This window comes from Pinisolibacter aquiterrae, assembly GCF_019160155.1.
GTDB lineage: Bacteria > Pseudomonadota > Alphaproteobacteria > Rhizobiales > Ancalomicrobiaceae > Pinisolibacter > Pinisolibacter aquiterrae.
This window is the reverse complement of sequence record NZ_JAFNIH010000041.1, coordinates 71,162-92,023: the sequence shown is the minus strand read 5'-3', so window position 1 is coordinate 92,023 and position 20,862 is coordinate 71,162. Positions and strand designations below refer to the sequence as shown.

At 69.3% G+C, this 20,862-nt stretch carries 19 protein-coding genes; 10 read left to right on the top strand and 9 right to left on the bottom strand.

What is annotated here, in order from left to right; genetic code table 11:
- Positions 1-85 precede the first annotated feature (85 nt).
- From J3S89_RS23200 to J3S89_RS15905, 4 genes are read right to left on the bottom strand one after another with little or no spacing between them, the layout of a single operon-like run.
- Positions 86-682 (bottom strand): sarcosine oxidase subunit gamma family protein, encoded by a 597-nt coding sequence (locus J3S89_RS23200; protein WP_217928726.1) that lies wholly within the window; start codon positions 680-682, stop codon positions 86-88.
- Positions 675-3,638, bottom strand: a complete 2,964-nt coding sequence (locus J3S89_RS15915; protein ID WP_217928724.1) for a sarcosine oxidase subunit alpha family protein — start codon at positions 3,636-3,638, stop codon at positions 675-677. Before J3S89_RS15915 ends, J3S89_RS23200 begins: the two co-directional genes overlap by 8 nt.
- Positions 3,635-3,922 (bottom strand): sarcosine oxidase subunit delta, encoded by a 288-nt coding sequence (locus J3S89_RS15910; RefSeq protein ID WP_217928722.1) that lies wholly within the window; start codon positions 3,920-3,922, stop codon positions 3,635-3,637. Before J3S89_RS15910 ends, J3S89_RS15915 begins: the two co-directional genes overlap by 4 nt.
- Positions 3,922-5,175 (bottom strand): sarcosine oxidase subunit beta family protein, encoded by a 1,254-nt coding sequence (locus J3S89_RS15905; RefSeq protein WP_217928721.1) that lies wholly within the window; start codon positions 5,173-5,175, stop codon positions 3,922-3,924. The genes J3S89_RS15910 and J3S89_RS15905 overlap by 1 nt, the downstream gene beginning before the upstream one ends.
- A 115-nt stretch (positions 5,176-5,290) precedes the next feature.
- Between J3S89_RS15905 and J3S89_RS15900 the strand changes: the two genes are divergently transcribed.
- Both J3S89_RS15900 and J3S89_RS15895 read left to right on the top strand, forming a co-directional pair.
- Positions 5,291-6,334 carry a GlxA family transcriptional regulator gene (locus J3S89_RS15900; protein WP_230489197.1) on the top strand — a complete coding sequence of 348 codons (1,044 nt, stop codon included), beginning with the start codon at positions 5,291-5,293 and terminating at the stop codon, positions 6,332-6,334.
- Between the two features lie 13 nt (positions 6,335-6,347).
- The gene (locus J3S89_RS15895; protein WP_217928720.1) at positions 6,348-6,998 is read left to right on the top strand and encodes a helix-turn-helix domain-containing protein; all 651 of its coding nucleotides are present in this window, start codon (positions 6,348-6,350) and stop codon (positions 6,996-6,998) included.
- Between the two features lie 96 nt (positions 6,999-7,094).
- On the opposite strand, the gene nth is transcribed toward J3S89_RS15895, so the two are convergent.
- Positions 7,095-7,853 (bottom strand): endonuclease III, encoded by a 759-nt coding sequence (nth, locus tag J3S89_RS15890; protein WP_217928719.1) that lies wholly within the window; start codon positions 7,851-7,853, stop codon positions 7,095-7,097.
- Between the two features lie 125 nt (positions 7,854-7,978).
- Here nth and J3S89_RS15885 point away from each other — a divergent pair, with 125 nt between their 5' ends.
- Entirely contained in the window at positions 7,979-8,860 is an 882-nt protein-coding gene (locus J3S89_RS15885; RefSeq protein ID WP_217928718.1) for a methylated-DNA--[protein]-cysteine S-methyltransferase, read from the top strand.
- A 4-nt stretch (positions 8,861-8,864) separates the two neighbouring features.
- Here the strand turns inward: J3S89_RS15885 and purU are convergent, their stop codons facing one another.
- Complete coding sequence (gene purU / locus J3S89_RS15880) at positions 8,865-9,731, bottom strand: formyltetrahydrofolate deformylase (RefSeq protein ID WP_217928717.1); 867 nt, start codon at positions 9,729-9,731, stop codon at positions 8,865-8,867.
- 94 nt (positions 9,732-9,825) lie between these two features.
- The gene (glnT, locus tag J3S89_RS15875) at positions 9,826-11,127 is read right to left on the bottom strand and encodes a type III glutamate--ammonia ligase (protein WP_217928716.1); all 1,302 of its coding nucleotides are present in this window, start codon (positions 11,125-11,127) and stop codon (positions 9,826-9,828) included.
- Positions 11,128-11,486: 359 nt separating this feature from the next.
- Between glnT and J3S89_RS15870 the strand changes: the two genes are divergently transcribed.
- Genes J3S89_RS15870 through J3S89_RS15860 form a run of 3 tightly spaced genes read left to right on the top strand, consistent with a single transcriptional unit; the run spans position 11,487 to position 16,828 of the window.
- Positions 11,487-12,389, top strand: coding sequence for a class II glutamine amidotransferase (locus J3S89_RS15870; RefSeq protein ID WP_217928715.1), 903 nt, complete (start codon positions 11,487-11,489; stop codon positions 12,387-12,389).
- Positions 12,371-14,329 carry a glutamate synthase-related protein gene (locus tag J3S89_RS15865; RefSeq protein WP_217928714.1) on the top strand — a complete coding sequence of 653 codons (1,959 nt, stop codon included), beginning with the start codon at positions 12,371-12,373 and terminating at the stop codon, positions 14,327-14,329. The genes J3S89_RS15870 and J3S89_RS15865 overlap by 19 nt, the downstream gene beginning before the upstream one ends.
- 3 nt (positions 14,330-14,332) lie before the next feature.
- Positions 14,333-16,828: an FAD-dependent oxidoreductase gene (locus J3S89_RS15860; protein WP_217928712.1), complete on the top strand. Its 2,496-nt coding sequence runs from the start codon at positions 14,333-14,335 to the stop codon at positions 16,826-16,828.
- A gap of 90 nt (positions 16,829-16,918) precedes the next feature.
- Here J3S89_RS15860 and J3S89_RS15855 read toward each other — a convergent pair whose 3' ends face one another.
- A complete protein-coding gene (locus J3S89_RS15855; RefSeq protein WP_217928710.1) occupies positions 16,919-17,704 on the bottom strand; it encodes a 3-hydroxybutyrate dehydrogenase in 786 nt (261 codons plus the stop codon).
- A gap of 211 nt (positions 17,705-17,915) precedes the next feature.
- Here J3S89_RS15855 and J3S89_RS15850 point away from each other — a divergent pair, with 211 nt between their 5' ends.
- Entirely contained in the window at positions 17,916-18,332 is a 417-nt protein-coding gene (locus J3S89_RS15850; protein WP_217928708.1) for a bacteriohemerythrin, read from the top strand.
- A gap of 35 nt (positions 18,333-18,367) precedes the next feature.
- Here J3S89_RS15850 and J3S89_RS15845 read toward each other — a convergent pair whose 3' ends face one another.
- Complete coding sequence (locus tag J3S89_RS15845) at positions 18,368-18,604, bottom strand: hypothetical protein (RefSeq protein ID WP_217928706.1); 237 nt, start codon at positions 18,602-18,604, stop codon at positions 18,368-18,370.
- Positions 18,605-18,897: 293 nt separating this feature from the next.
- On the opposite strand from J3S89_RS15845, the gene J3S89_RS15840 reads away from it, so the two are divergent.
- The 3 genes from J3S89_RS15840 to J3S89_RS15830 are packed head-to-tail and all read left to right on the top strand — an operon-like array spanning position 18,898 to position 20,847.
- The gene (locus J3S89_RS15840; RefSeq protein ID WP_217928705.1) at positions 18,898-19,512 is read left to right on the top strand and encodes a ribonuclease D; all 615 of its coding nucleotides are present in this window, start codon (positions 18,898-18,900) and stop codon (positions 19,510-19,512) included.
- A 55-nt stretch (positions 19,513-19,567) separates the two neighbouring features.
- The gene (locus J3S89_RS15835) at positions 19,568-20,278 is read left to right on the top strand and encodes a hypothetical protein (RefSeq protein ID WP_217928704.1); all 711 of its coding nucleotides are present in this window, start codon (positions 19,568-19,570) and stop codon (positions 20,276-20,278) included.
- Between the two features lie 8 nt (positions 20,279-20,286).
- On the top strand, positions 20,287-20,847 hold the full coding sequence (locus J3S89_RS15830) for an LptA/OstA family protein (protein WP_217928703.1): 561 nt from the start codon (positions 20,287-20,289) through the stop codon (positions 20,845-20,847).
- Positions 20,848-20,862 lie beyond the last annotated feature (15 nt).

Genomic DNA, 20,862 nt, shown 5'->3' with positions numbered 1-20,862 from the left:
CGGCGAAGTACATGACGGTTCGATCACGACTTCGTAAGTTTTGTCCGGCGTTGCGGCGGCGCATCGAAACCGCCGCGATCCGCCGTCACACGCGCAGTTCGCACCCCCTCTCGGCGGCCGAGGCGACGAGGAGGCGCAGGGCCGCCGCGAGGTAGGACCGGCCGACGATCAGGCGCCACGCGGACGCCGTCCCCCCCGGCAGGAGCGTCGCCCCGACATGGGCGAGCACGGTGGTCGGCGCGGCGTCGAGGGGCGCCGCGACGGGATCGAGATCGATCGCCACCAGCTTCGTCAGGAGGTCGGGAACGGCGGGGCCGTCGAGGGCGAGCACGACCTGACCGCCGGACTGATCGACGACGTATCCCGTCTCGCCGAGCGCGTCCTCGAGCGCCGCGACCAGGGTCGCGGACGGCTCGGCGGCGAGCGCCGTCCACCGGCCGGGGGCGATGCCGACGAAGTCGACCGTCTCCGTCCGGGTCAGGACGGCGGCGTCGCGCGGCGCCGCGCCGAAACGGGCGGCGAGGCCGGCGATCGCCGCCTCGGCGCGACCGGGCCGGGCGATCACCGTGACGACGGCGACGTCCTGCGTGGCGATGGTGACGCCGGGCGGATCGATGGGGGCGCCGTGACGGCCGGGCGCCGGAGCTTTCGAGGCGGGGAGGTGAGCGAAGAGATCAGCCACGCAGACGCACTCCTTCCGGATCGTAGAAGGCCGGGGCGCAGACCTCGACCGCGACGTCGGTGCCGCGCAACCCGTCCCAGGCGCGGACCACCTCGCCGATGCGCGCGGCGCCGCCGGCGAGGAAGCCGAGGCCGATGGCGTGACCGAGCGTCGGCGACCAGGTGGCCGAGGAGATCCAGCCGCGATCGTTCGCCGTCGCCGCCGCCGCGCCCTGTTCCAGGAGATGGGCGCCGGCGGAAAGCCGCTGCGACCGATCCACGGGGCGGAAGCCGACGAAGCCGGGGCGGTTCGGATCGACGAGGCCGGGGCGGCCCGCCATGACGCGGCCGATCCAATCCTTCTTGGTCGAGGCCATGCGGCCCATGCCGAGATCGGCAATGGTGGTCTGGCCGTTCAGTTCGGGGCCGGAGACGTGGCCCTTCTCGATGCGCATCACCGCGAGCGCCTCGAGCCCATAGGGGGTGATGCCGAACTCGGCACCGGCGGCGAGAAGGGCGCGGGCGAGCGCCTCGCCGCGATCGGCGGGAACCGCGATCTCCCAGCCCAGTTCGCCGGCGAAGGAAAGCCGGAAGAGGCGCGCCGTCACCCCACCCAGGACCGAGGTCTCGACCGCCCCCATGTAGGGGAAGGCCTCGGGCGCGATCACGGCGTCCTCGTCGAGGACGCGGGCGAGGGTGTCGCGCGCCTTGGGGCCGGAGATCGAGATCTGCGCCCAGCGCTCGGAGACCGAGGCGGTGACCACGTCGAGATCCGGCCACAGAACCTGGAGGCAGAATTCGAGATGCTGGTGGACCTTGGCCGCGTTCGCCGTCGTGGTGGTCATGATCCAGCGATCCGGGCCGAGCCGCGCCGTGGTGCCGTCGTCCATCACCATGCCGTCCTCGCGGCACATGACGCCGTAGCGCGCCTTGCCGACGGCGAGCGTGGAGAAGGTGTTGGCATAGACCCGGTCGAGCAGGAGGCCGACGTCGGGGCCGCAGAGCTCGATCTTGCCGAAGGTGGAGACGTCGATCAGGCCGACGCCCTCGCGCACCGCCGCGACCTCGCGGGCGACGGTCGCGCGCCAATCGGTCTCGCCGGCCTTCGGGAAATAGGAGGCGCGCAGCCAGGGGCCGGCCTCGACGAAGACGGCGCCGAGCTCCTCGGCGAGGGCATGGGTCGGCGTGATCCGCGCCGGGCGGAAGTCCTGCCCGCGATGATGGCCGGCGAAGGCGGCGAGCGTCACCGGCGACCACGGCGGGCGGAAGAGCGTCGTGCCGGTCTCGGCAATGGTGCGGCCGGTGACCTTGGCCAGGATGGCGAGGCCGGGGACGTTGGCGAGCTTGCCCTGGTCGGTCGCCATGCCGAGCGTGGTGTAGCGCTTCAGGTGCTCGACCGAGGTGAAGCCTTCCTTGGCCGCCAGTTTCACGTCCTTGGCGGCGACGTCGTTCTGGAAGTCGACGAAAGCCATGCCCTTCGAGCCCTCGACATACCAGAAGGCCGCGAGGGCCGTCGGGGCATCCTCCGCTTTCGGCACGTCGACGGCGGGGACGGCGAAGCCGAGATCGGCGGCGGCCTTGGCGCCTTCGGCGGCGCCGGTCTCGAGACAGGCGGAGAGCGCATAGGCTCCCGCCGCCGCGCCGGCGACGGTGAGCCCGGGCGGGCAGTTGCCGGGCACGAAGGCGGCGAGGGCGTCGTTCCACACCGGGCGGCCGCCGTGGTGGCATGTGAGATGGACGGCGGGCGAGAAGCCGCCGGACATGGCGAGCCCGTCGACGGCGATGCGCTCGACCTTGCCGCCGACGGCGACCTCGATGGACGTGAGGGTCTTGCCCTTGGTGGCGATCACCTCGCCGCCGAGGAGGGTCCGCAGGCCGCGCGCCTTCGCGCCGGCCAGGAGACCGGGAGCGACGTCGCGGCGGGTGTCGATCAGCGCGGCGACGTTCTGGCCGGCGTCATGGGCGGCGAAGGCGGTCGTCCAGGCGGCGTCGTTGTTGGCGAAGACGGCCATGGTCTTCGCCGGCGCGACCGCGTGACGGGCGACGAAGGTCTCGACGGCCTGCGCCAGCATGACGCCGGGGCGGTCGTTGCCGCCGAAGACGATCGGCCGATCGAGGGCGCCGGCGGCGAGCACCGCGCGTTTCGCGACGATCTTCCACAGGCGCTGGCGCGGCTGGAAGGGCGCGGGGACGGGAAGGTGATCGGCGAGGCGCTCGAGCGCGCCATAGGTGCCGCCGTCATAGACGCCGAAGAGGCTCGTGCGGCTCATCAGGCGCACATTGGGAAGGCTCGCCAGTTCGGCGAGCACGCGATCGACGAAGGCGAGCGGCGCGGCCCCATCGATCGCGGTCCTCTCGCTCAGGAGCCGTCCGCCGAAGCGGAAATCCTCTTCCGCCAGGATCACGCGGGCGCCGGAGCGCGCGGCCGTCAGCGCCGCCGTCAGGCCCGACGGACCGGAGCCGATCACCAGGAGATCGCAGAAGGCATGGGCCTTGTCGTAGGCGTCGGGGTCGGGGGCCTCGGCGGTGCGGCCGAGACCGGCGGCGCGGCGGATCATCGGCTCGTAGAGCTTCTCCCAGGCCGCCTTCGGCCACATGAAGGTCTTGTAGTAGAAGGCGGCGCCGAAGAAGGGCGAGAGCAGGCCGTTGACCGCCATCGCGTCGAAGGCGAGCGAGGGCCAGGCGTTCTGGCTCCGCGCGTCGAGCCCGTCGAAGAGCTCGACCGTGGTCGCCTTGGCGTTGGGCTCGCGCCGGGCGCCGGTGCGCAGTTCGACCAGCGCGTTGGGCTCCTCGGTGCCGCAGCCGACGATGCCGCGCGGGCGATGATATTTGAAGGACCGGCCGACGAGCCTCACGTCGCTCGCGAGGAGCGCCGAGGCGAGCGTGTCGCCCTGAAAGCCCTGGTAGGGGCGGCCGTCGAAGGTGAAGGCGAAGGGGCGGGCGCGGTCGATCAGACCACCCCGGGCGAGGCGGCTCATCGGGCGTCTCCTTCACGGGGCTCGGCGGCGGCGCAGGCGAAACGGGTCGGGCCGACCGCGTGGGTCAGGGTGTCGCGCGCCACCACCACCCAGCGGCGGCAGCCGCTCGCGTGATACCAGAGCTCGGAATGGGGGCCGGCCGGATTGTCGCGCAGATAGACCCAGTCGTGGAACGCCTCGGCGGCGTTCGGCGCCGCCGGGTCGGGGCGCGTGAGGGTGGCGTCGCCGAGATAGGCGAATTCGTGGGCGTCGCGGGAGCCGCAATAGGGGCAGTCGATCCTCATCAGTGCAGATTCGGCTGAGCGCCGACCCCCTTCTCGTCGATCACGTATCCGGTCGCGAAGCGATCGAGCCGCATGGCGGCCGACAGCGGATGGGCCTCGTCGCGGGCGATGGTGTGGGCGAAGCACCAGCCGGAGGCCGGGGTCGCCTTGAAGCCGCCGTAGCTCCAGCCGGTGTTGAGATAGAGGCCGGGCAGCGGGCCGACGTCGATGATCGGCGAGCCGTCCATCGACATGTCGCAGAGTCCGCCCCATTGGCGCAGCAGCTTGAGGCGGCCGATCAGCGGCATCACCGCCATGCCGCCCTCGCAGACGTCCTCGATCACCGGCAGATTGCCGCGCTGGGCGTAGGAATTGTAGCCGTCGAGGTCGCCGCCGAAGACGAGGCCGCCCTTGTCGGACTGGGAGATGTAGAAATGCCCCGCGCCGAAGGTGACGACGCCCGGCACCAGCGGCTTGATCGCCTCCGACACGAAGGCCTGGAGCACCTGGCTCTCGATCGGCAGGCGGAGATCGAGCTTGGCGGCCAGCCGCGACGAGGAGCCGGCGACGGCGAGCGCCACCTTCTTCGCGCCGATCGTGCCGCGCGTCGTCTCGACGCCGGTGACGCGGCCGGCGGCGTCGCGGGTGAAGCCCCGGACCTCGCAATTCTGGATGATGTCGACGCCGAGGGCGTCGGCGCCACGGGCATAGCCCCAGACCACCGCGTCGTGACGGGCGGTGCCGGCGCGGGCCTGCATCAGGCCCCCCTTGATCGGGAAGCGGGCATTGTCGAAATCGAGGAAGGGCATCATGGCGCGGACCTGCTCGCGATCGAGCAGTTCGGCATCCGCCCCGGAGAGCCGCATGGCGTTGCCGCGCCGGACATAGGCGTCGCGCTGGGCGTCGGAATGGATCAGGTTCACGATGCCGCGCTGCGACGCCATCACGTTGTAGTTCAGCTCCTGTTCGAGCCCTTCCCACAGCTTCACCGACCATTCGTAGAAGGGCTGGTTGCCGGGAAGCAGATAGTTGGAGCGGAAGATGGTGGTGTTGCGGCCGGCGTTGCCGGAGCCGATCCAACCCTTTTCCAGCACGGCGACGTTGCGGATGCCGTGTTCCTTGGCGAGGTAATAGGCGGTGGCGAGGCCGTGGCCGCCGCCGCCGACGATCACCACGTCGTAGGCCGGTTTCGGGGCGGCGTCGCGCCAGGCGGGGCCGGTGAAGCGGTTGCCCGTCAGTCCGTTGACGATCACGTTGAGGAGCGAATAGCGCATCGGCGGGTCCGGTTCGGCCTCGGGTCTGCCGCAACGCGGCGAGCCCCATGGTGATCCCGGCGGCGGCCTGTTAACCTGCCCCGAAGCGACCCCGATCGAACTGGATGCGACATCCGTGACGACGCCCCCCTCCCCTGTTGCAACGGCGCGCGCCGACCGGCCCCACCGGGTCGGTTTCCTGCTGGTGCCGGGCTTTCCGCTGATGTCCTATGCCTCGGCGGTCGAGCCGCTGCGCGCCGCGGTGACGCTGACCGGCGAGCCGCTCTATGCGTGGTCGCATCTCGGCATCGACGGGGCGCCGGTCGCCTCGTCGAGCGGGGTGACGATCACGCCCGATCTCGGTTTCGAGGCGGCGGGCGGGCTCGATCTGGTGATGGTGTGCGCCGGTGGCAATCCGGCCGAGTTCGACCACAAGCCGACCTTCGCGCGGCTCAGGGCGCTGGCGGCGGCCGGGGTGACGATCGGCGGCATGTCGGGCGGGGCGTGGATCCTGGCGCGCGCCGGGCTTCTGCACGGGCGGCGCGCCACCATTCACTGGGAGCACATTCCGGCGCTCCTCGAGGAGTTTCCCGATCTGGCGCTCGAGCGCTCCTTGTGGGTGATCGATCGCGACCGCATCACCTGCGCCGGCGGGCTCGCCTCGTTCGACATGATGGTCGAGCTGATCGGCCGGCGCCACGGCGCCGATCTCGCGCTCCGGGTCTGCGACTGGTATCTCCATACCCGCTCGCGCTCCGGCGACGACGCGCAGCGGCTTTCCTTAAGGGAACGCTGGCGCACCACCAACGACCGCCTGCTGAAGGTCCTGGCGGTGATGGAGGAGCGGATCGAGGAGCCGGTCGGGCGGGAGGCGCTGGCGGCGATCGCGGGCGTCACCGTGCGCCAATTGGAGCGGCTCTTCGCCGGCCATCTCGGCTCGACGCTGGGCGATCATTATCTCGGCCTCAGGCTCGACCGGGCGCGAACGCTGCTGCGCCAGACCAGCCTCTCGGTCGCGGAGATCGCCGTCGCCTGCGGCTTCGCGGCGCCGGGGCATTTCGCGCGGGTCTATCGGACCCGCTTCGGGCGGACGCCGTCGGGCGAACGCGCCGCCTCGGGGCGGCAGGCGGAGGCCCCGGCTGTGGGGATCGAGGGTGGACGCGGGCGCGCAATGCCCTAGAGTGTTTCCTCGGATGAAACGAACGGACCCGCCCGTGCCGACCAAGGACATGCAACAGAACCCGCACGCCGTCACGGGCGCGCGCGAGAACCGGCTCGAGGTGGCGATCGGCCGTCAGGTCCACGAATATCGCCTGAAGCTCGGCATGACCGTCGCCGACCTGTCGCGGCAGGCCGGGCTCTCGGCCGGGATGTTGTCGAAGATCGAGAACGGCCAGACCTCGCCGTCGCTCGCCACGCTCCAGGCGCTCTCCGGCGCGCTCAACGTGCCGGTGACCGCCTTCTTCCGCAAATTCGAGGAGCAGCGCGACGCCACCTTCGTCAAGGCGGGCGAGGGGCTGGCGATCGAGCGGCGCGGCACGCGCGCGGGCCACCAGTATCACCTGCTCGGCCATTCGATCGGCAAGTCGCTGGTGGTCGAGCCCTACATGGTGACGCTGACCGAGACCTCGGACGTCTTCCCGATCTTTCAGCACGCGGGGCAGGAATTCATCTACATCGTCGAGGGCGAGGTCGGCTATCGCCACGGCGACAAGCTCTACGACATGGCCGCCGGCGACAGTCTGTTCTTCGACGCCGACGCGCCGCACGGGCCGGAGGAGCTCAGGAAACTGCCGATCCGGCTCCTGTCGGTGATCGTCTATTCGCGCAGCGGCGAGAGCTGAGCGATCCCTGATCCTGGGCTCATCCAATTCGGACTTGTCGGAATTGGATGAGCGTCACGGCCTGACCGGCGGACGCCCGGCCGGGCTTGCCGTCGCTCACTCGGCCTCGCCCTTCACCGCCGCCGCGCCGAAGGCGACCGGCATCGCCGGCGCATTCGCGGTCTTCTCCGGCCATTTGCACAAGTCGGAGATCAGGCAACGCTCGCACTCGGGCTTCCTCGCCTTGCAGACGTAGCGGCCATGCAGGATCAGCCAGTGGTGCGAATGGCGCACGTAAGGCTCGGGGATCAGCGCCGCCAGCCGCGCCTCGACCTCTTCGGGCGTCTTGCCCGGGGCGAGCCCCAGGCGATTGGCGAGGCGGAAGATGTGGGTGTCGACGGCGATCGTCGGCTGGCCGAAGGCGATGTTGAGCACCACGTTGGCGGTCTTGCGCCCGACCCCGGGCAGGGCCTGGAGCGCCTCGCGCGTGTCCGGCACGACCCCGCCGTGCTCCTCCACCAACATCTTCGACAAGAGAAAGACGTTCTTCGCCTTGGTCTTGAAGAGGCCGATGGTCTTGATCAGATCGCGGATCCGATCCTCGCCGAGGGCGACCATCTTCTCCGGCGTGTCGGCGAGGCGGAAGAGTTCCGGCGTCGCCTTGTTCACCCCGGCGTCGGTCGCCTGGGCGGAGAGCACCACCGCGACCAGCAGCGTGAAGGTGTTGACCGCATAGAGCTCGCCCTTCGGCTCCGGCTCGGCGGTGGCGAAGCGGCGGAACAGCGCCTCGATCTCGGCCTTGGAATAGAGCGAGCGGGCGGGTTTCTTCTTCGTGGGCTTCTTCGACGGGGCGGGTGATTTCGGCGCGGCGGGCATGGGCGATCTCCGGGTCCCCCGTTCCTAGCCCGGCGATCCCGCCGGCTCAATCCACGCGGTCGAAAATCGGGTGTCGCCCGGGTCGCGGCGGCCTTAAGCTCGCCTCTCCCAACCCCGAGACGCCGATGACCGACCTCCCCCTCACCGCCCTCGACGAGACCGACCGCGTCGCCGATTATCTGCGCATCCGCCGGGCGATCGCCTTCATCACCGAGGCGCGCACCGATCAGCCCTCGACGGACGCGATCGCCGCCGCGGTCGGCCTGTCGCCGGTCCAGCTCACCCGCCTCTTCGCCCGCTTCGCCGGGATCACGCCGAAGCAGTTCCTCGCCGCGATCACCCTCGACGCCGCCAAGCGCCTGCTCGAGGACGCCGCCTCGGTGCTCGACACCGCGCTCGAGGTCGGCCTCTCCGGTCCGGGCCGGTTGCACGATCTCTTCGTCACCCACGAGGCGATGACGCCCGGCGCCTTCAAGGCGCGCGGGGCCGGCCTCCTGATGCGGCACGGGTTCCATGCCTCGCCCTTCGGCGTCGCCGTGATCGTGGCGACCGACCACGGGCTCGCCGGGCTCGCCTTCGCCGATCCGGGCGAAGAGGAGGCGGCGCTCGACGATCTCCTCGCCCGCTGGCCGGCGGCGCGGCACCTGCGTGACGACGCCTTCACGGAGATGCATGCGCGACGCATCTTCGAGGAGGAGCGGTGGCGTCCCGACAGTCCGCTCCGGGTGGTTCTGATCGGCACCGACTTCGAGATCCGGGTGTGGCGCACCCTGCTCGCCATCCCCTTCGGCCGCGCCACCACCTATTCCGACATCGCCGAGGCGATCGGCAGCCCCAAGGCGAGCCGCGCAGTCGGGGCGGCGGTCGGGCGCAACCCGATCTCCTTCGTGGTGCCGTGCCACCGGGTGATCGGCCGCTCCGGCAGCCTCACCGGCTATCACTGGGGCTTGGCACGCAAACGGGCGATCCTCGGCTGGGAGGCCGGGCGCTGCACCGGGGAGGCGTGAGCCGTCAGCGGCGGAACACCACCGTCTTGGCGCCGTTGGCGATGACGCGGTGCTCGACGTGGAACTGCACCGCCCGCGCCAGAACCACGTTCTCGATGTCGCGGCCGATCGCCACGAAATCCTCGGCGGTCTGGGTGTGGTCGACGCGTTCGACGCCCTGCTCGATGATCGGGCCCTCGTCGAGGTCGGTGGTGACGTAGTGCGCGGTGGCGCCGATGATCTTCACCCCGCGCTTGTGGGCCTGATGATAGGGCTTGGCGCCCTTGAAGCTCGGCAGGAAGGAATGGTGGATGTTGATGGTCCGCCACGCCAGCGCCGCGCACATCGCCGGCGAGAGCACCTGCATGTAGCGGGCGAGCACCACCAGATCGATGGAGAGCCGATCGACCATCTCCAGGATCTTGGCCTCTTGGGCGTCCTTGGTCTCCTTGGTGACGGGCAAGTGGTGATAGGGGATGCCGTGCCATTCGACCACGCGCTGGAGGTCGGGATGGTTGGAGACGACCGCCGGGATCTCGATCGGCAGGGTCCCCGTGCGATAGCGGTAGAGCAGGTCGTTCAGGCAGTGATCGAACTTCGAGACGAGGATCATCACCCGCGGCTTCTTCGCGAGATCGCGGATCGCCCAGTCCATGCCGAAACGCTCGGCGATGGCGCCGAAGGCGGCCTTCAGATCGGTGATCGGCCCCTGACCCTCACCGAGCCGGAACACCGTGCGCATGAAGAAGCGGCCGGTCTCCTCGTCGCCGTAGTGGGCGGATTCGGTGATGAAGAGACCGCGACCGGCGAGAAAACCCGACACGGCGGCGACGATGCCGACGGTGTCGGCACAGGAGATCGTCAGGACGTGGGTCTCGTGAGGCGCGGTCATGGAGCGGGATCCGTATGAAGAGCGGGGACGTGAGGCGGCGACCGCCGCCCTCGCGGGCGGCGGGGAGAACTCTTGGCGGAAGGCGCCGGGGAGATCAACAGTCGAGCGTGTGGAGCCGTTCCCAGGTCGAGGCATGGGACATGAAGGCGTTCCAGGATTCCATCTTCAGCTTGACGTAGCTGTCGACGAAGGCGTCGCCGAAGCCGGCGCGCGCCACGTCGGACTTCTCCATCAGGCGCAACGCGTCGAGGAGATTGAGCGGCAGCTTGCGGACGTTCTGGAGCGTGTGGCCGTGGGTGTACATGTTGATGTCGAGGCGCTCGCCGGGATCGCGGCCCTTCGCGAGGCCGTCGAGACCGGCCATCAGCAGCGCGGCCGGGGCGAGATAGGGGTTGGTGGCGCCGTCCATCAGGCGGAACTCGAAGCGGCCGGCCTCGGGGATGCGCACCATGTGGGTGCGGTTGTTGCCGGTGTAGGTGATGGTGTTGGGGCTCCAGGTCGCTCCCGAGGCGGTGATCGAGGCGTTGATCCGCTTGAAGGAATTGACGGTCGGATTGAAGATCGCGCAGAGATCGGCGGCCGAATGCATGACGCCGCCGAGGAACTGGTAGCTCATCGCGCTCATGCCGAGCTCGCCGGTGGGATCGTCGAAGACGTTGACCCCGTCCTTCCACAGGCTGACGTGCATGTGGCAGCCGTTGCCGGTCAGATCGTTGAAGGGCTTGGGCATGAAGGTCGCCCGCCAGCCAGCCTGCTCGGCCAGCGTCTTGGTCATGTATTTGAAGAAGACGTGGCGATCGGCGGAGACGAGGACGTCGTCGTATTCCCAATTCATCTCGAACTGGCCGTTGGCGTCCTCGTGGTCGTTCTGATAGGGCCGCCAGCCGAGCTCGAGCATGCCGTCGCAGATCGCCTCGATCAGGTCGAACTGGCGCATCAGGGCCATCTGGTCGTAGCAGGGCTTCGGGTATTCGTCGGCGCCGTCGGCGAGGCTCTTGCCGTCGCGGGTCAGAAGGAAGAACTCGCACTCGACGCCGGTCTTCATCTGGAGACCGAGCTTCTTCGCCTCCGCGATCTGCTTCTTCAGCAAGTTGCGCGGCGCGTCCGGCACCGGCGCCCCGTCGCACCAGAGATCGGCGGCGAGCCAACCCACCTCACGCTTCCACGGCAATTGGATCAGGCTCGCCGGATCGGGCACGGCGAGCGTGTCGGGATGGGCCGGAGTCATGTCGAGATGGGTGGCGAAACCGGCGAAACCGGCGCCGTTCCTCTGCATCTGACCGATCGCCGCGGCCGGCACCAGCTTGGCGCGGAGATGACCGAACAGATCGACGTAGGAGATCAGGAAATATTTGATGCCTCGGTCGGCGGCGATCTGCGAAAGGTCGGCGGTCATGGGAGGTCCTCGCTGGCGCATGCGTTCGGACGACCCGAGCCCCGCCCCGATCCGTCCGTCTCGCTGGACAGGAAACCACATCCACCACGAGGAAACAAAATTTCTGCGAAGGATAGTTCGCGGAAATTTTGCACAATCTGGCGCCTTCTTGGGCAGATCGAACCCGGCTCGTCGCCGAGATCCGTATTGATCCGGATCCGGCCGCGCGCTCGCGCGCGGCCGAGAGGGCGAACGGCGGCGAATGAAGGCCGGTCGCCTCTCGAAAATTCCTGACAGGAAAATTCATTCACCCATGTTGACGAGAACGACGCCCACGCCTAGGGTCGTCTCCATCCCACACCCCGATCGGAGACACGCCCATGTGCGGCATCGCCGGGATCTTCTTCAAGACGCCGGGCTCGAACCAGGTCCTGGGCCGAGCGCTGGTCGACATGCTGGACGGCTGCCAGCATCGCGGGCCGGATTCGACCGGCTTCGCCCTCTACGAGGACGACGTCGAGGGGCTTCGCCTGCGCTTCCTGGTCGAGGACGACGCGGAGGGCTCGATCGCCCGGATCCGCGCGGCGCTCGCCGAGCACGGCGCCACCATCGCCAAGGAGAGGCGCGAGGGCGCCACCTTCGTCGTCGACGTCCATTACGACGGCGAGATCCGCCCCTTCTCCTATGCGATGGAACATGCCGCCAAGCTCGTTTCGATCGGCACCGCGCTCGACATCGTCAAGGACGTCGGCACCAGCCACGACCTCGACGCCACCTATCGCATCGGCGAGATCCGCGGCAGCCACGGCATCGGCCACGTGCGGCTGGCGACCGAGTCCGACGTCAAGCCGGAATCGGCGCATCCGTTCTGGGCGACCGGCTTCGCCGACGTCGCGATCGTCCACAACGGGCAGATCACCAACTATTGGAAGATGCGCCGCCGTCTCGAGGCGCGCGGCTTCGAGTTCCGCACCGACAACGACAGCGAGCTGATCGCGGTCTATGTCGCCGACAAGCTGGCGCAAGGCGTGAAGCTCGAGACCGCGCTCGAACAGTCGGTCGACGACCTCGACGGCACCTTCTCCTTCCTGGTCTCCACCAAGGACGGCATCGGCTTCGCCAAGGACCGTCTCGCCGCCAAACCCATGGTCATGTTCGAGGACGACGGCCTCGTCGCCATCGCCTCCGAGGAAGTGTCGCTGAACCGGCTCTTCCCCGGTCGCCCCCTTTCCACCACCGAGCCTGCGCCGGGGACGTTCCGCACGTGGTCACGATCGATCTGAGCAAACTCTCCGTCCGTGAGGCCAACGCGGCCTTCGGCGCCGCCGGTGAACGGGGCGAGGACATCGAGGTTCTGAACCCCGACGCCCGCCACCACATCGGCGTCGGTCTGGTCGCCCCGGTCACCGTGAAGGTGCGCGGCTCGGCCGGCTATTTCTGCGCCGGTCTCTCGCACGGCGCCCGCTTCGAGATCGACTCCAACGTCGGCTGGGGCGTCGGCGACAGTCTCTACGAGGGCGCGGTGATCGTCGGCGGCAATGCCGGCGCCATCGCCGGTGTGGGGCTGCGCGGCGGCGAGGTGGTGGTCAAGGGCAACCTAGGCTCGCGCGGCGGGCAGGTGATGAAGGCGGGAACGCTGCTCGCCTGCGGCAACGCCGGCTTCCTCGCCGGCTACATGATGTACGGCGGCCGCATCATCATCCTCGGCAATTCCGGCGAGCGGGTCGGCGAGGACATGTCGGCCGGCGAGATCTACGTCGGCGGCGAGGTGCAGAGCCTCGGCTCGGACGCCAAGCTCGTCGAGCCGAGCGAGGCGGACATCGCCTCGGTCAAGGCGTTCCTCACCAAATACGGCATCGACTTCTCCGGCACCTTCAAGAAGATCGTCAACGCCGGCACGAAACTGCGCTACGGCGTCAACGAGCCGGTGTCGCGGCCGCTGCCGCACACGGTGTTCTCGGAAGCCGACACCTATTGGAACGCCAAGGTCGCCGAGGACATCCACGCCAAGAGCCTGATCGGCCGCTACCGAATCCGCGGTTACGGCGCCTCCAAGCCGGTGCCGCACTTCGGCGACATCGCGCTGAAGATCGATCCGGCCCGCGTCGCCGCCGCCTCCGACGCGCTCGCCAAGGTGAAACTCGCCACCAAGATCGGCGATCGCCACGGGGCGAAGCCGCTCGAGCTGTCGATGCCGGTGATGATCGCGCCGATGAGCTACGGGGCGCTGTCGAAATCGACCAAGATCGCCCTGGCGCGCGCCTCGCGGCTCGCCGGGATCGTCGAGAACACCGGCGAGGGCGGCATGCTCGACGAGCAGCGCGCCGAGGCGAAACAGTTGATCTTCCAGTGCCTGTCCGGGCGTCTCGGCTGGAACATCCACGACATGCGCCGCGCCGACGGCATCGAGATCTACATCAGCCAAGGCGCCAAGCCCGGCCTCGGCGGCCAGCTGATGGCCAAGAAGGTGACCAAGGAACTGGCGCGGGTGCGCGGCATTCCCGAGGGAATCGATTTGCGCTCGCCGTCGCGCCACCCCGACATCATGGGCGCCGACGATCTGGTCATCAAGGTCGAGGAGTTTCGCGAGGCGACCGCCTATTCGAAGCCGATCTCGATCAAGATGGGGGCGGGGCGCGTCCGCGACGACATCAAGATCGCCTACAAGGACGGGTTCGACTTCGTCCAGCTCGACGGGCTCCAGGGCTCGACCGGCGCGGCCTCGACCGAAGTGCTCGAGAACGTCGGCATCCCGACGCTGGCCGCGATCCAGGAGGCCCTCGACGGTCTCCGCGAGATCGACGCCAAGGGCGACATGCCGATCGTCCTGATGGGCGGCATCAAGGACGGGGTCGACGCGGTCAAGGCGCTCGCGCTCGGCGCCTCCGCCGTCGCCATGGGCACGGCGGCGATCATCGCCGGCGGCTGCATCTCCTGCATGCAGTGCCACGTCGGCAACTGCGTCGTCGGCATCGCCACTCAGGATCCCGAGCACGAGGCGCGCTACCAGATCGACGTCCAGTCGAAGGCGATCGCCCGTTTCTTCGAGGTGGTGCGCTGGCAGATCGCCACCCTCGTCGCCGCCCTCGGCTACGACGACTTCCGCGATCTGTCGCGCGACGACCTCGTCGCGCTGACGCCGGAGGCCGCCGCGATCACCGGCCTTCCCTACGATCCCACCTGGGCCGACAAGGCCGAGGCGCTGTTCCGCGAGGTCGCCTGAACCATGGGAAACTGCAAGCCTTTCGCCCTCGATCTCGCCGGCGACCAGAGCGGCCTGCCGCATTACGAGCCGCCGCCGTGTCAGGTGGCCTGCCCGATCGGCACCGACGTCGCCTCCTATGTCGGCCTGATCTGGGCCGGCGACAAGGAATCGGCCCTGGAGGCGATCACCGCCACCAATCCCCTGTCGGCGATCTGCGGCCGGGTCTGCGACGCCCCGTGCGAGCCCGCCTGCCGCCGCACCGCCTCGGACGGCCCGGTGGCGATCCGCGCCCTGAAGCGCTGGGTGCTCGATTCCCTCGGGCCGACCTTCGAACTGCCGGCGGTCCCGGTGACCAAGTCGAAGCGCGTGGCGATCGTCGGCGCCGGTCCGGCCGGACTGACGGCGGCGCAGGACATCGCGCTCGCCGGCTACGCCGTCGACCTCTACGAGGCCCAGTCGAAGCCCGGCGGCATGGCGACTTGGGGCATCCCCGATTTCCGCCTCCCCCCCGGTGTCGTCGCCGAGGACGTCGACCGCATCCTGAAGCGCTGCCCCGGCATCACGCTCCATCTGAACACGCCGCTCGGCGCCGGCGGCGTCACGCTCGCCCATCTCTCGCAGAGCCATGACGCCGTGCTGCTCGCCATCGGCGCCTCGCTCGGCAAGCGCCTCGGTGTGCCCGGCGACGATCTGGCGAACGTGATGGACGGCGTCACCTTCCTCAACCGCATCAACGGCGGCGAACGGCCGATCCTGCCGGCGCACGTGGTGGTGGTCGGCGGCGGCGACGTCGCCATGGACGCCTGCCGCACGGCCAAGCGCCTGCCCGGCGTGAAGACCGTGACCGTCCTCTATCGCCGTGGTCCGGACGAGATCCCGGCGCGCAAATACGAGCTCGAGGCGGCGATCGCCGAGGGCGTCGAGATCCTCTACAACGTCGCGCCGAAGGCGATTTCGGAGAAGGACGGCGGCCTCTCGATCACCTGTGTGAAGACCGCGCTCGGCGCGGCCGGATCCGACGGGCGCCGCGCCTTCTCGATGGTGGAAGGCTCCGAGTTCGAGATCCCCTGCGGGCTTCTGGTCGCCGCCGTCGGCCAGAAGTCGGCGAGCCTGGAACTCGCCACCCACGGCCTGATGGAGGGCGACATCATCGCCACCCGCGCCGCCGACATGGGCACCCGCATGACCGGCGTCTATGCCGCGGGCGATGCCGCCTTCGGTCCCTCGACCCTGGTCCAGGCGATGGCGCAGGGCCACAAGGCCGCCTATTACGTCCTCGCCGCGCTCGAGGGCGAGGCCCATCCGGTGCCGTACCGGGTGCCCTATCGCACCCGCAACGTGCCGGTGGCGCAAGATCCGCTGTGGGAGAAGCTGCCGCATGCCGAGCCGCCCTTCCTGGGGCTCGGCAAGGAGCCCTTCGCCGACGCGGAGGCGAATTACGACGACCGCACCGCGCACGAGCAGGCGGCGCGCTGTTATCGCTGCGACACCGAGACCGGCTCGGCCGACTATTCGGTGAAGACCCGCGAGGCGATCTTCCGCATGGCCCGCGTCGACGCCGGTCCGACCGACTTCGCGACGATCACGCGGGAACGGCTGGCGATGCGCCCGCACGCGCCGCTGGCGGGACGTGCCACCTTCGACGAGCTCGTCTTCCTGCCGGCGAACCTCACCCGTCTGGTGATCGACCCCTATCGCGAGGCCTGCAAGGCGCGCACCGATCTCGGGCCCGGCCTCGATCTCGCCCAGCCGATGCTGGTGGCGGGCTTCGAGACCGCGCCGGAGCCGATCCGCGCGAGTGTCGCGAACGCGATCGCGGCCTCGGGCGGGGCCCATCTCGGCCGCGCGCCGGTCGGGGCCGGGGTGCCGTGGCTCCAGATCGTCGATCCCGGCGAGGCGGTCGACCCGCGCGCCGCCGCCGTCGTCGTTCGGGCCGGTGCCACCGGCGCCCTCGCGCTGCCGACGGCCGCCGTCCCCGGCCAACGCGTCGGTCTGATCGTCACCGCCGAGACGGTGGCGACGGCCTTACCCTTCGCCGTCGAGGCGAAGGCCGATCTGGTCGTGCTCGACGGGTCCGGTCACCTCGGCGGCACCTGGGCCGATCTCGCCGGTGCCCCGGATCTGTCGCTGCTGCCGAAGGCCGTCGGCCTGCTCCGCACGCTCGGCGCCGAGGAGCGGTTCCCGTTGATCTGGTTCGGGGGCCTGCGCTCCGGCACCGATCTCGCCAAGGCGCTGGCGCTCGGGGCGAATGCGGGAGCGATCGACGTGGCGGCCGGTCTGGCGCTCGGTGGGGCGATCGGCCCAGGCGGCCTCGTCTTCGACGGCGTCGAGGGCCGAGCGGCGGAGGCCTCGCTCGGGTCGTTCCTGAAGGCGGTCGTCTCGGAATGTTCGATGATGGCCCGCTGCACCGGCAAGACCGATGTCCACAACCTCGAGCCGGAAGACCTGCGCTCGATCTCGCTCGCCGCCCAGACCGCCACCGGCATCGTCATGGCGGGCCTGAAGAAGATCGCCTGAGCGAAACGGATCCCATCGGCGCGCGACGCGCCGATGGGTCGTCCTTCGTCGGCGCGTCACGCGCGCCGACACTCCATCCCTCGTCGGCGCTCAGCGCGCCGACCAGCCGCCGTCGACCGAGATCATCGCGCCGGTGATCGAGACCGCGTCGGGGCCGGCGAGGAAGGCGGCGATGCCGGCGACCTCTTCCGGCTTGACGAAGCGCTTGGTCGGCTGGGCCTCGAGGATGACGTGCTTGATCACGTCCTCCTCGGTCATGTTGCGGGCCTTGGCGGTGTCGGGGATCTGCTTTTCCACCAGCGGCGTCAGCACGTAGCCGGGGCAGACGGCGTTGCAGGTGATGCCGGTCTCGGCGGTCTCGAGCGCCACCGTCTTGGTCAGGCCGGCGATGCCGTGCTTGGCGGAGACATAGGCCGACTTGAACGGCGAGGCGATCAGCGCATGGGCCGAGGCGATGTTGACGATCGTGCCGGAGCCGCGGGCCTTCATCGACGGCAGCACCGCGCGGATGGTGTGGAACGACGACGACAGGTTGATGGCGATGATCGCGTCCCATTTCTCGACGGGGAAGTCCTCGATCGGCGAGACGAACTGGATGCCGGCGTTGTTGACCAGGACGTCGATGCCGCCGAAGCGGGCGATCGCCTTTTCGATCATCGCGACGATCTCGGCCGGCTTCGACATGTCGGCGCCGTCATAGGCGACCTCGACGCCGTGATCGGCGGCGAGCCCGGAACGGATCTTCTCGATCTCGGCGGCGTCGCCGAAGCCGTTGAGGACGACATTGGCGCCGAGCGAGGCGAAGCGGGTGGCGACCGCCAGTCCGATGCCGCTGGTGGAGCCGGTCACGAGCGCGGTCTTGCCTTTGAAGGTCATGGAGAATTGTCCTCGGATAGAAGTCGCGGGAGCCGCGTCGGGAGGGACGTGGCCTCGTGGAACGACGCGCGACCGGCGGTCGGGTTCCGACCGCGACCACGCGTTCCGCGAGACGGCGCGATTCTTCCGGGCGAGGAATCAAAGGTCAAGGTGAGCCCCATCACTCTTCGACACGATCCCGGGATCGAACCCTTGGGAGGAGAGGTCCGTGATGCATCCGGCGATCGTTCTCGGCGTCCCTGAGATGGACGCCGACCATGCGGTGATCGAACCGATGTTCGAGCGCGTATCGACAACGCCCGACGCGGCGCTCGCCGATCTCTTTCGAGAGATCGAGGCCGAGGTGATCGCCCATTTCGCCCGCGAGGAGGCCTTGATGGAGCGCGAGGGCGTGCCGGTGCTCCATTGCCATCAGGCGCAACATCGGCTGCTGCTCGGCGAATTCGCCGCCGCGCGGCCGTCGCAGGACGGCTTCGACGCGGCGGCGCTGCGCGAGCGCTTCGCCGTGCTGGCGGGTTTCGTCGCCGGCCACGTCGGCAGCGTCGACCGGGTCACGGCGCAATTCCTCGGCGGGACGCTCGATCCGGCGTTGGTCCAGGCCCTGCGTCTGCCCGACGACGCCGCCTGAGGGGCGCGCCGGAGCAGGCACGCGGACCGTTCGCGTCACCGCGGCTTCTGGGTCTCGAGTCCGGGGACCTTGGCGTCCGGCCTGACCGTCTTGTGATCGACGAGCGGAGGCTTGGTCGGGCGCGGACGCTCGACCGCCTGCTTCTCCTGGCAATAGCCGTCCTTGCAGATCTGGGTGCCGGAACAGATTCGGTCGTTCTCACAGGAGACCCAGGCGGAGGCCTGCGCCGACAGGGCGATCAGGAGCAGTGCGGCTATGGCGATGGTCTTCATGAGGGAGCCTCCCGACGGAACGACGTCGAAGAGCCTCACGAGAGTTCGTGAGAACACGTCGGCGAAGATGTCGTTGAATCGATTTAAAGAAAGAATGCGCTGCTTTCTCGGAGTCTGCAAGCACCGACTTTCGCGAGTCTCGGATCCGCCGCCGTCCCCCGCGTCACGACGGCTCTGCGCCCGATGCGCTCGTGTCGGCGGCGAACTCGTGCTAAGGGCGACGAACATGTCGATGCGCGGCGGATTCGGTCGAACCCGACGCCGTGGTGTCGTGCCCGAACCGCGAGCCGTTCATGACCATTCGTTTCCATCACGAAGACCTTCCCGATCTGTCCGCCTACCGCGACAGCGTCGCCATCGACACCGAGACCATGGGGCTGATGCCCCATCGCGACCGGCTCTGCGTGGTGCAGCTGTCGCCGGGCGACGGAACCGTCGACGTGGTCAAGATCGCGATCGGCCAGAAGCGCGCGCCCAATCTCGAAAAGCTGCTGGCCGACCCGAAGATCGTCAAGATCTTCCATTACGCCCGCTTCGATCTGGCGGCGCTCTATCACGCCTTCGGCGTGATGCCGCAGCCGATCTTCTGCACCAAGGTGGCCTCGAAGCTGACCCGCACCTACACCGACCGCCATGGGCTGAAGGATCTCTGCCGCGATCTTCTCGGCGTGGAGCTGTCGAAGCAGCAGCAGAGTTCGGACTGGGGGGCGCCGGAGCTCTCGGAGGCTCAACTCTCCTATGCCGCCTCGGACGTTCTCCATCTCCACGCCCTGGTGGAGAAGCAGAAGCCGATCCTGGCGCGCGAGGGCCGTACCGAGATCGCGCAAGCGTGTTTCGACTATCTGCCGACCCGTGCGAAACTCGACCTGATGGGTTGGACCGACGGCGACATCCTCGATCACTCCTGATCGGATCGAAACACGCCGTCCGCGTCCCTCTGGGGCCGGCCGAAACGGAGGGACGATGAACGACGCATCGACGGCGCGGCCGATCGGAACGGAACGGGGGGGCGCCGGCGCCCGCCCCGCGGCCGTGCGCCCGAGCGCCCATGCCGAGGCCGATCGCCACAGCCGGCGGGTGCGCGTCTTCAAGATCGTCCTGCCGGTGTTCGGGATCGCGGCGCTGGCGCTGGTCGGCGGGCTCACCTGGTTCAAGATGCAGATGGTCTCCGGCGTCGACATGCGCAACGTCCTGTTCTCCAAGGACGGACTGACCATGGTCGAGCCGCGCCTGTCCGGGCGCTCCCAGGGACGGACCTACGACGTCACCGCCGCCCGCGCCTTCCAGTCGATCGCCGATCCCAAGGTGGTGCGGATGGAAGGGATCGACGGGCGCCTGGAGCTCGCCGACGGCACCTCCGTCAAGATCGATTCCGCCGAGGGCACCTACGACGGCAATCGCGAGACGCTCCACCTCCAGGGCGGCATCACGCTGGCGGCCTCCAACGGCTGGCGCGCGGAAGGCCCCAGCGCCGACGTCGACCTGGTCGGCGGGCGCATCACCGGGGGCGAGGGCGTGCGCATCAGCGGCCCCACCGCCCATGTCGAGGCCGATACTCTCGACTTGACCGACAACGGCCATCATGCCCTGTTCCAGGGTCATGTCCGCATGACCGTGCTTCCCGCCGCGGCCGCCGATCCGAAGGCCGAGGCCCTCTCCGCCCCCATTCGTTGAGACCGACGATGACCCGCGCTCCTCGCCTCGCCTCCGCTCTCGCCGCCGTCGCGCTGACCGCCTCGGTCCTGCCGGTCCTGGCCGCCTCGTCCGGCGGCATGTCCGACGCCTTCAAGGGGTTCGGCGCCAACGGCAAGGATCCGATCCAGATCGAGGCCGACAGTCTCGAGGTGCTCGACAAGGACCGCAACGCCGTCTTCACCGGCAACGTCCACGTCCTGCAGAAGGACACGGTGCTGAAGACCCAGCGCCTGCGCGTCTACTACGAGGGCAACGGCGCCTCCGACCTCGCCAAGGGCGACGCGGCCGGCGCCCAGGCGATCCGCCGCTTCGAGGCCGAGGGCAAGGTGCTGATCTCGCAGAAGGATCAGACCGTCACCGGCGATCGCGGCTGGTTCGACATGCACACTCAGACGGCGCAGATCACCGGCGGCGTGGTGCTGACCCAGGGCAAGAACGTGGCGCGCGGCGAACGGCTGTCGATCGATCTGAAGTCCGGCCAGTACAAGCTCGACGGCACCGGCCGCGTCCAGCTGATCCTCGAATCGCAGAAGCCCGCCGGACAGTGACCATGCCGAGCCGTG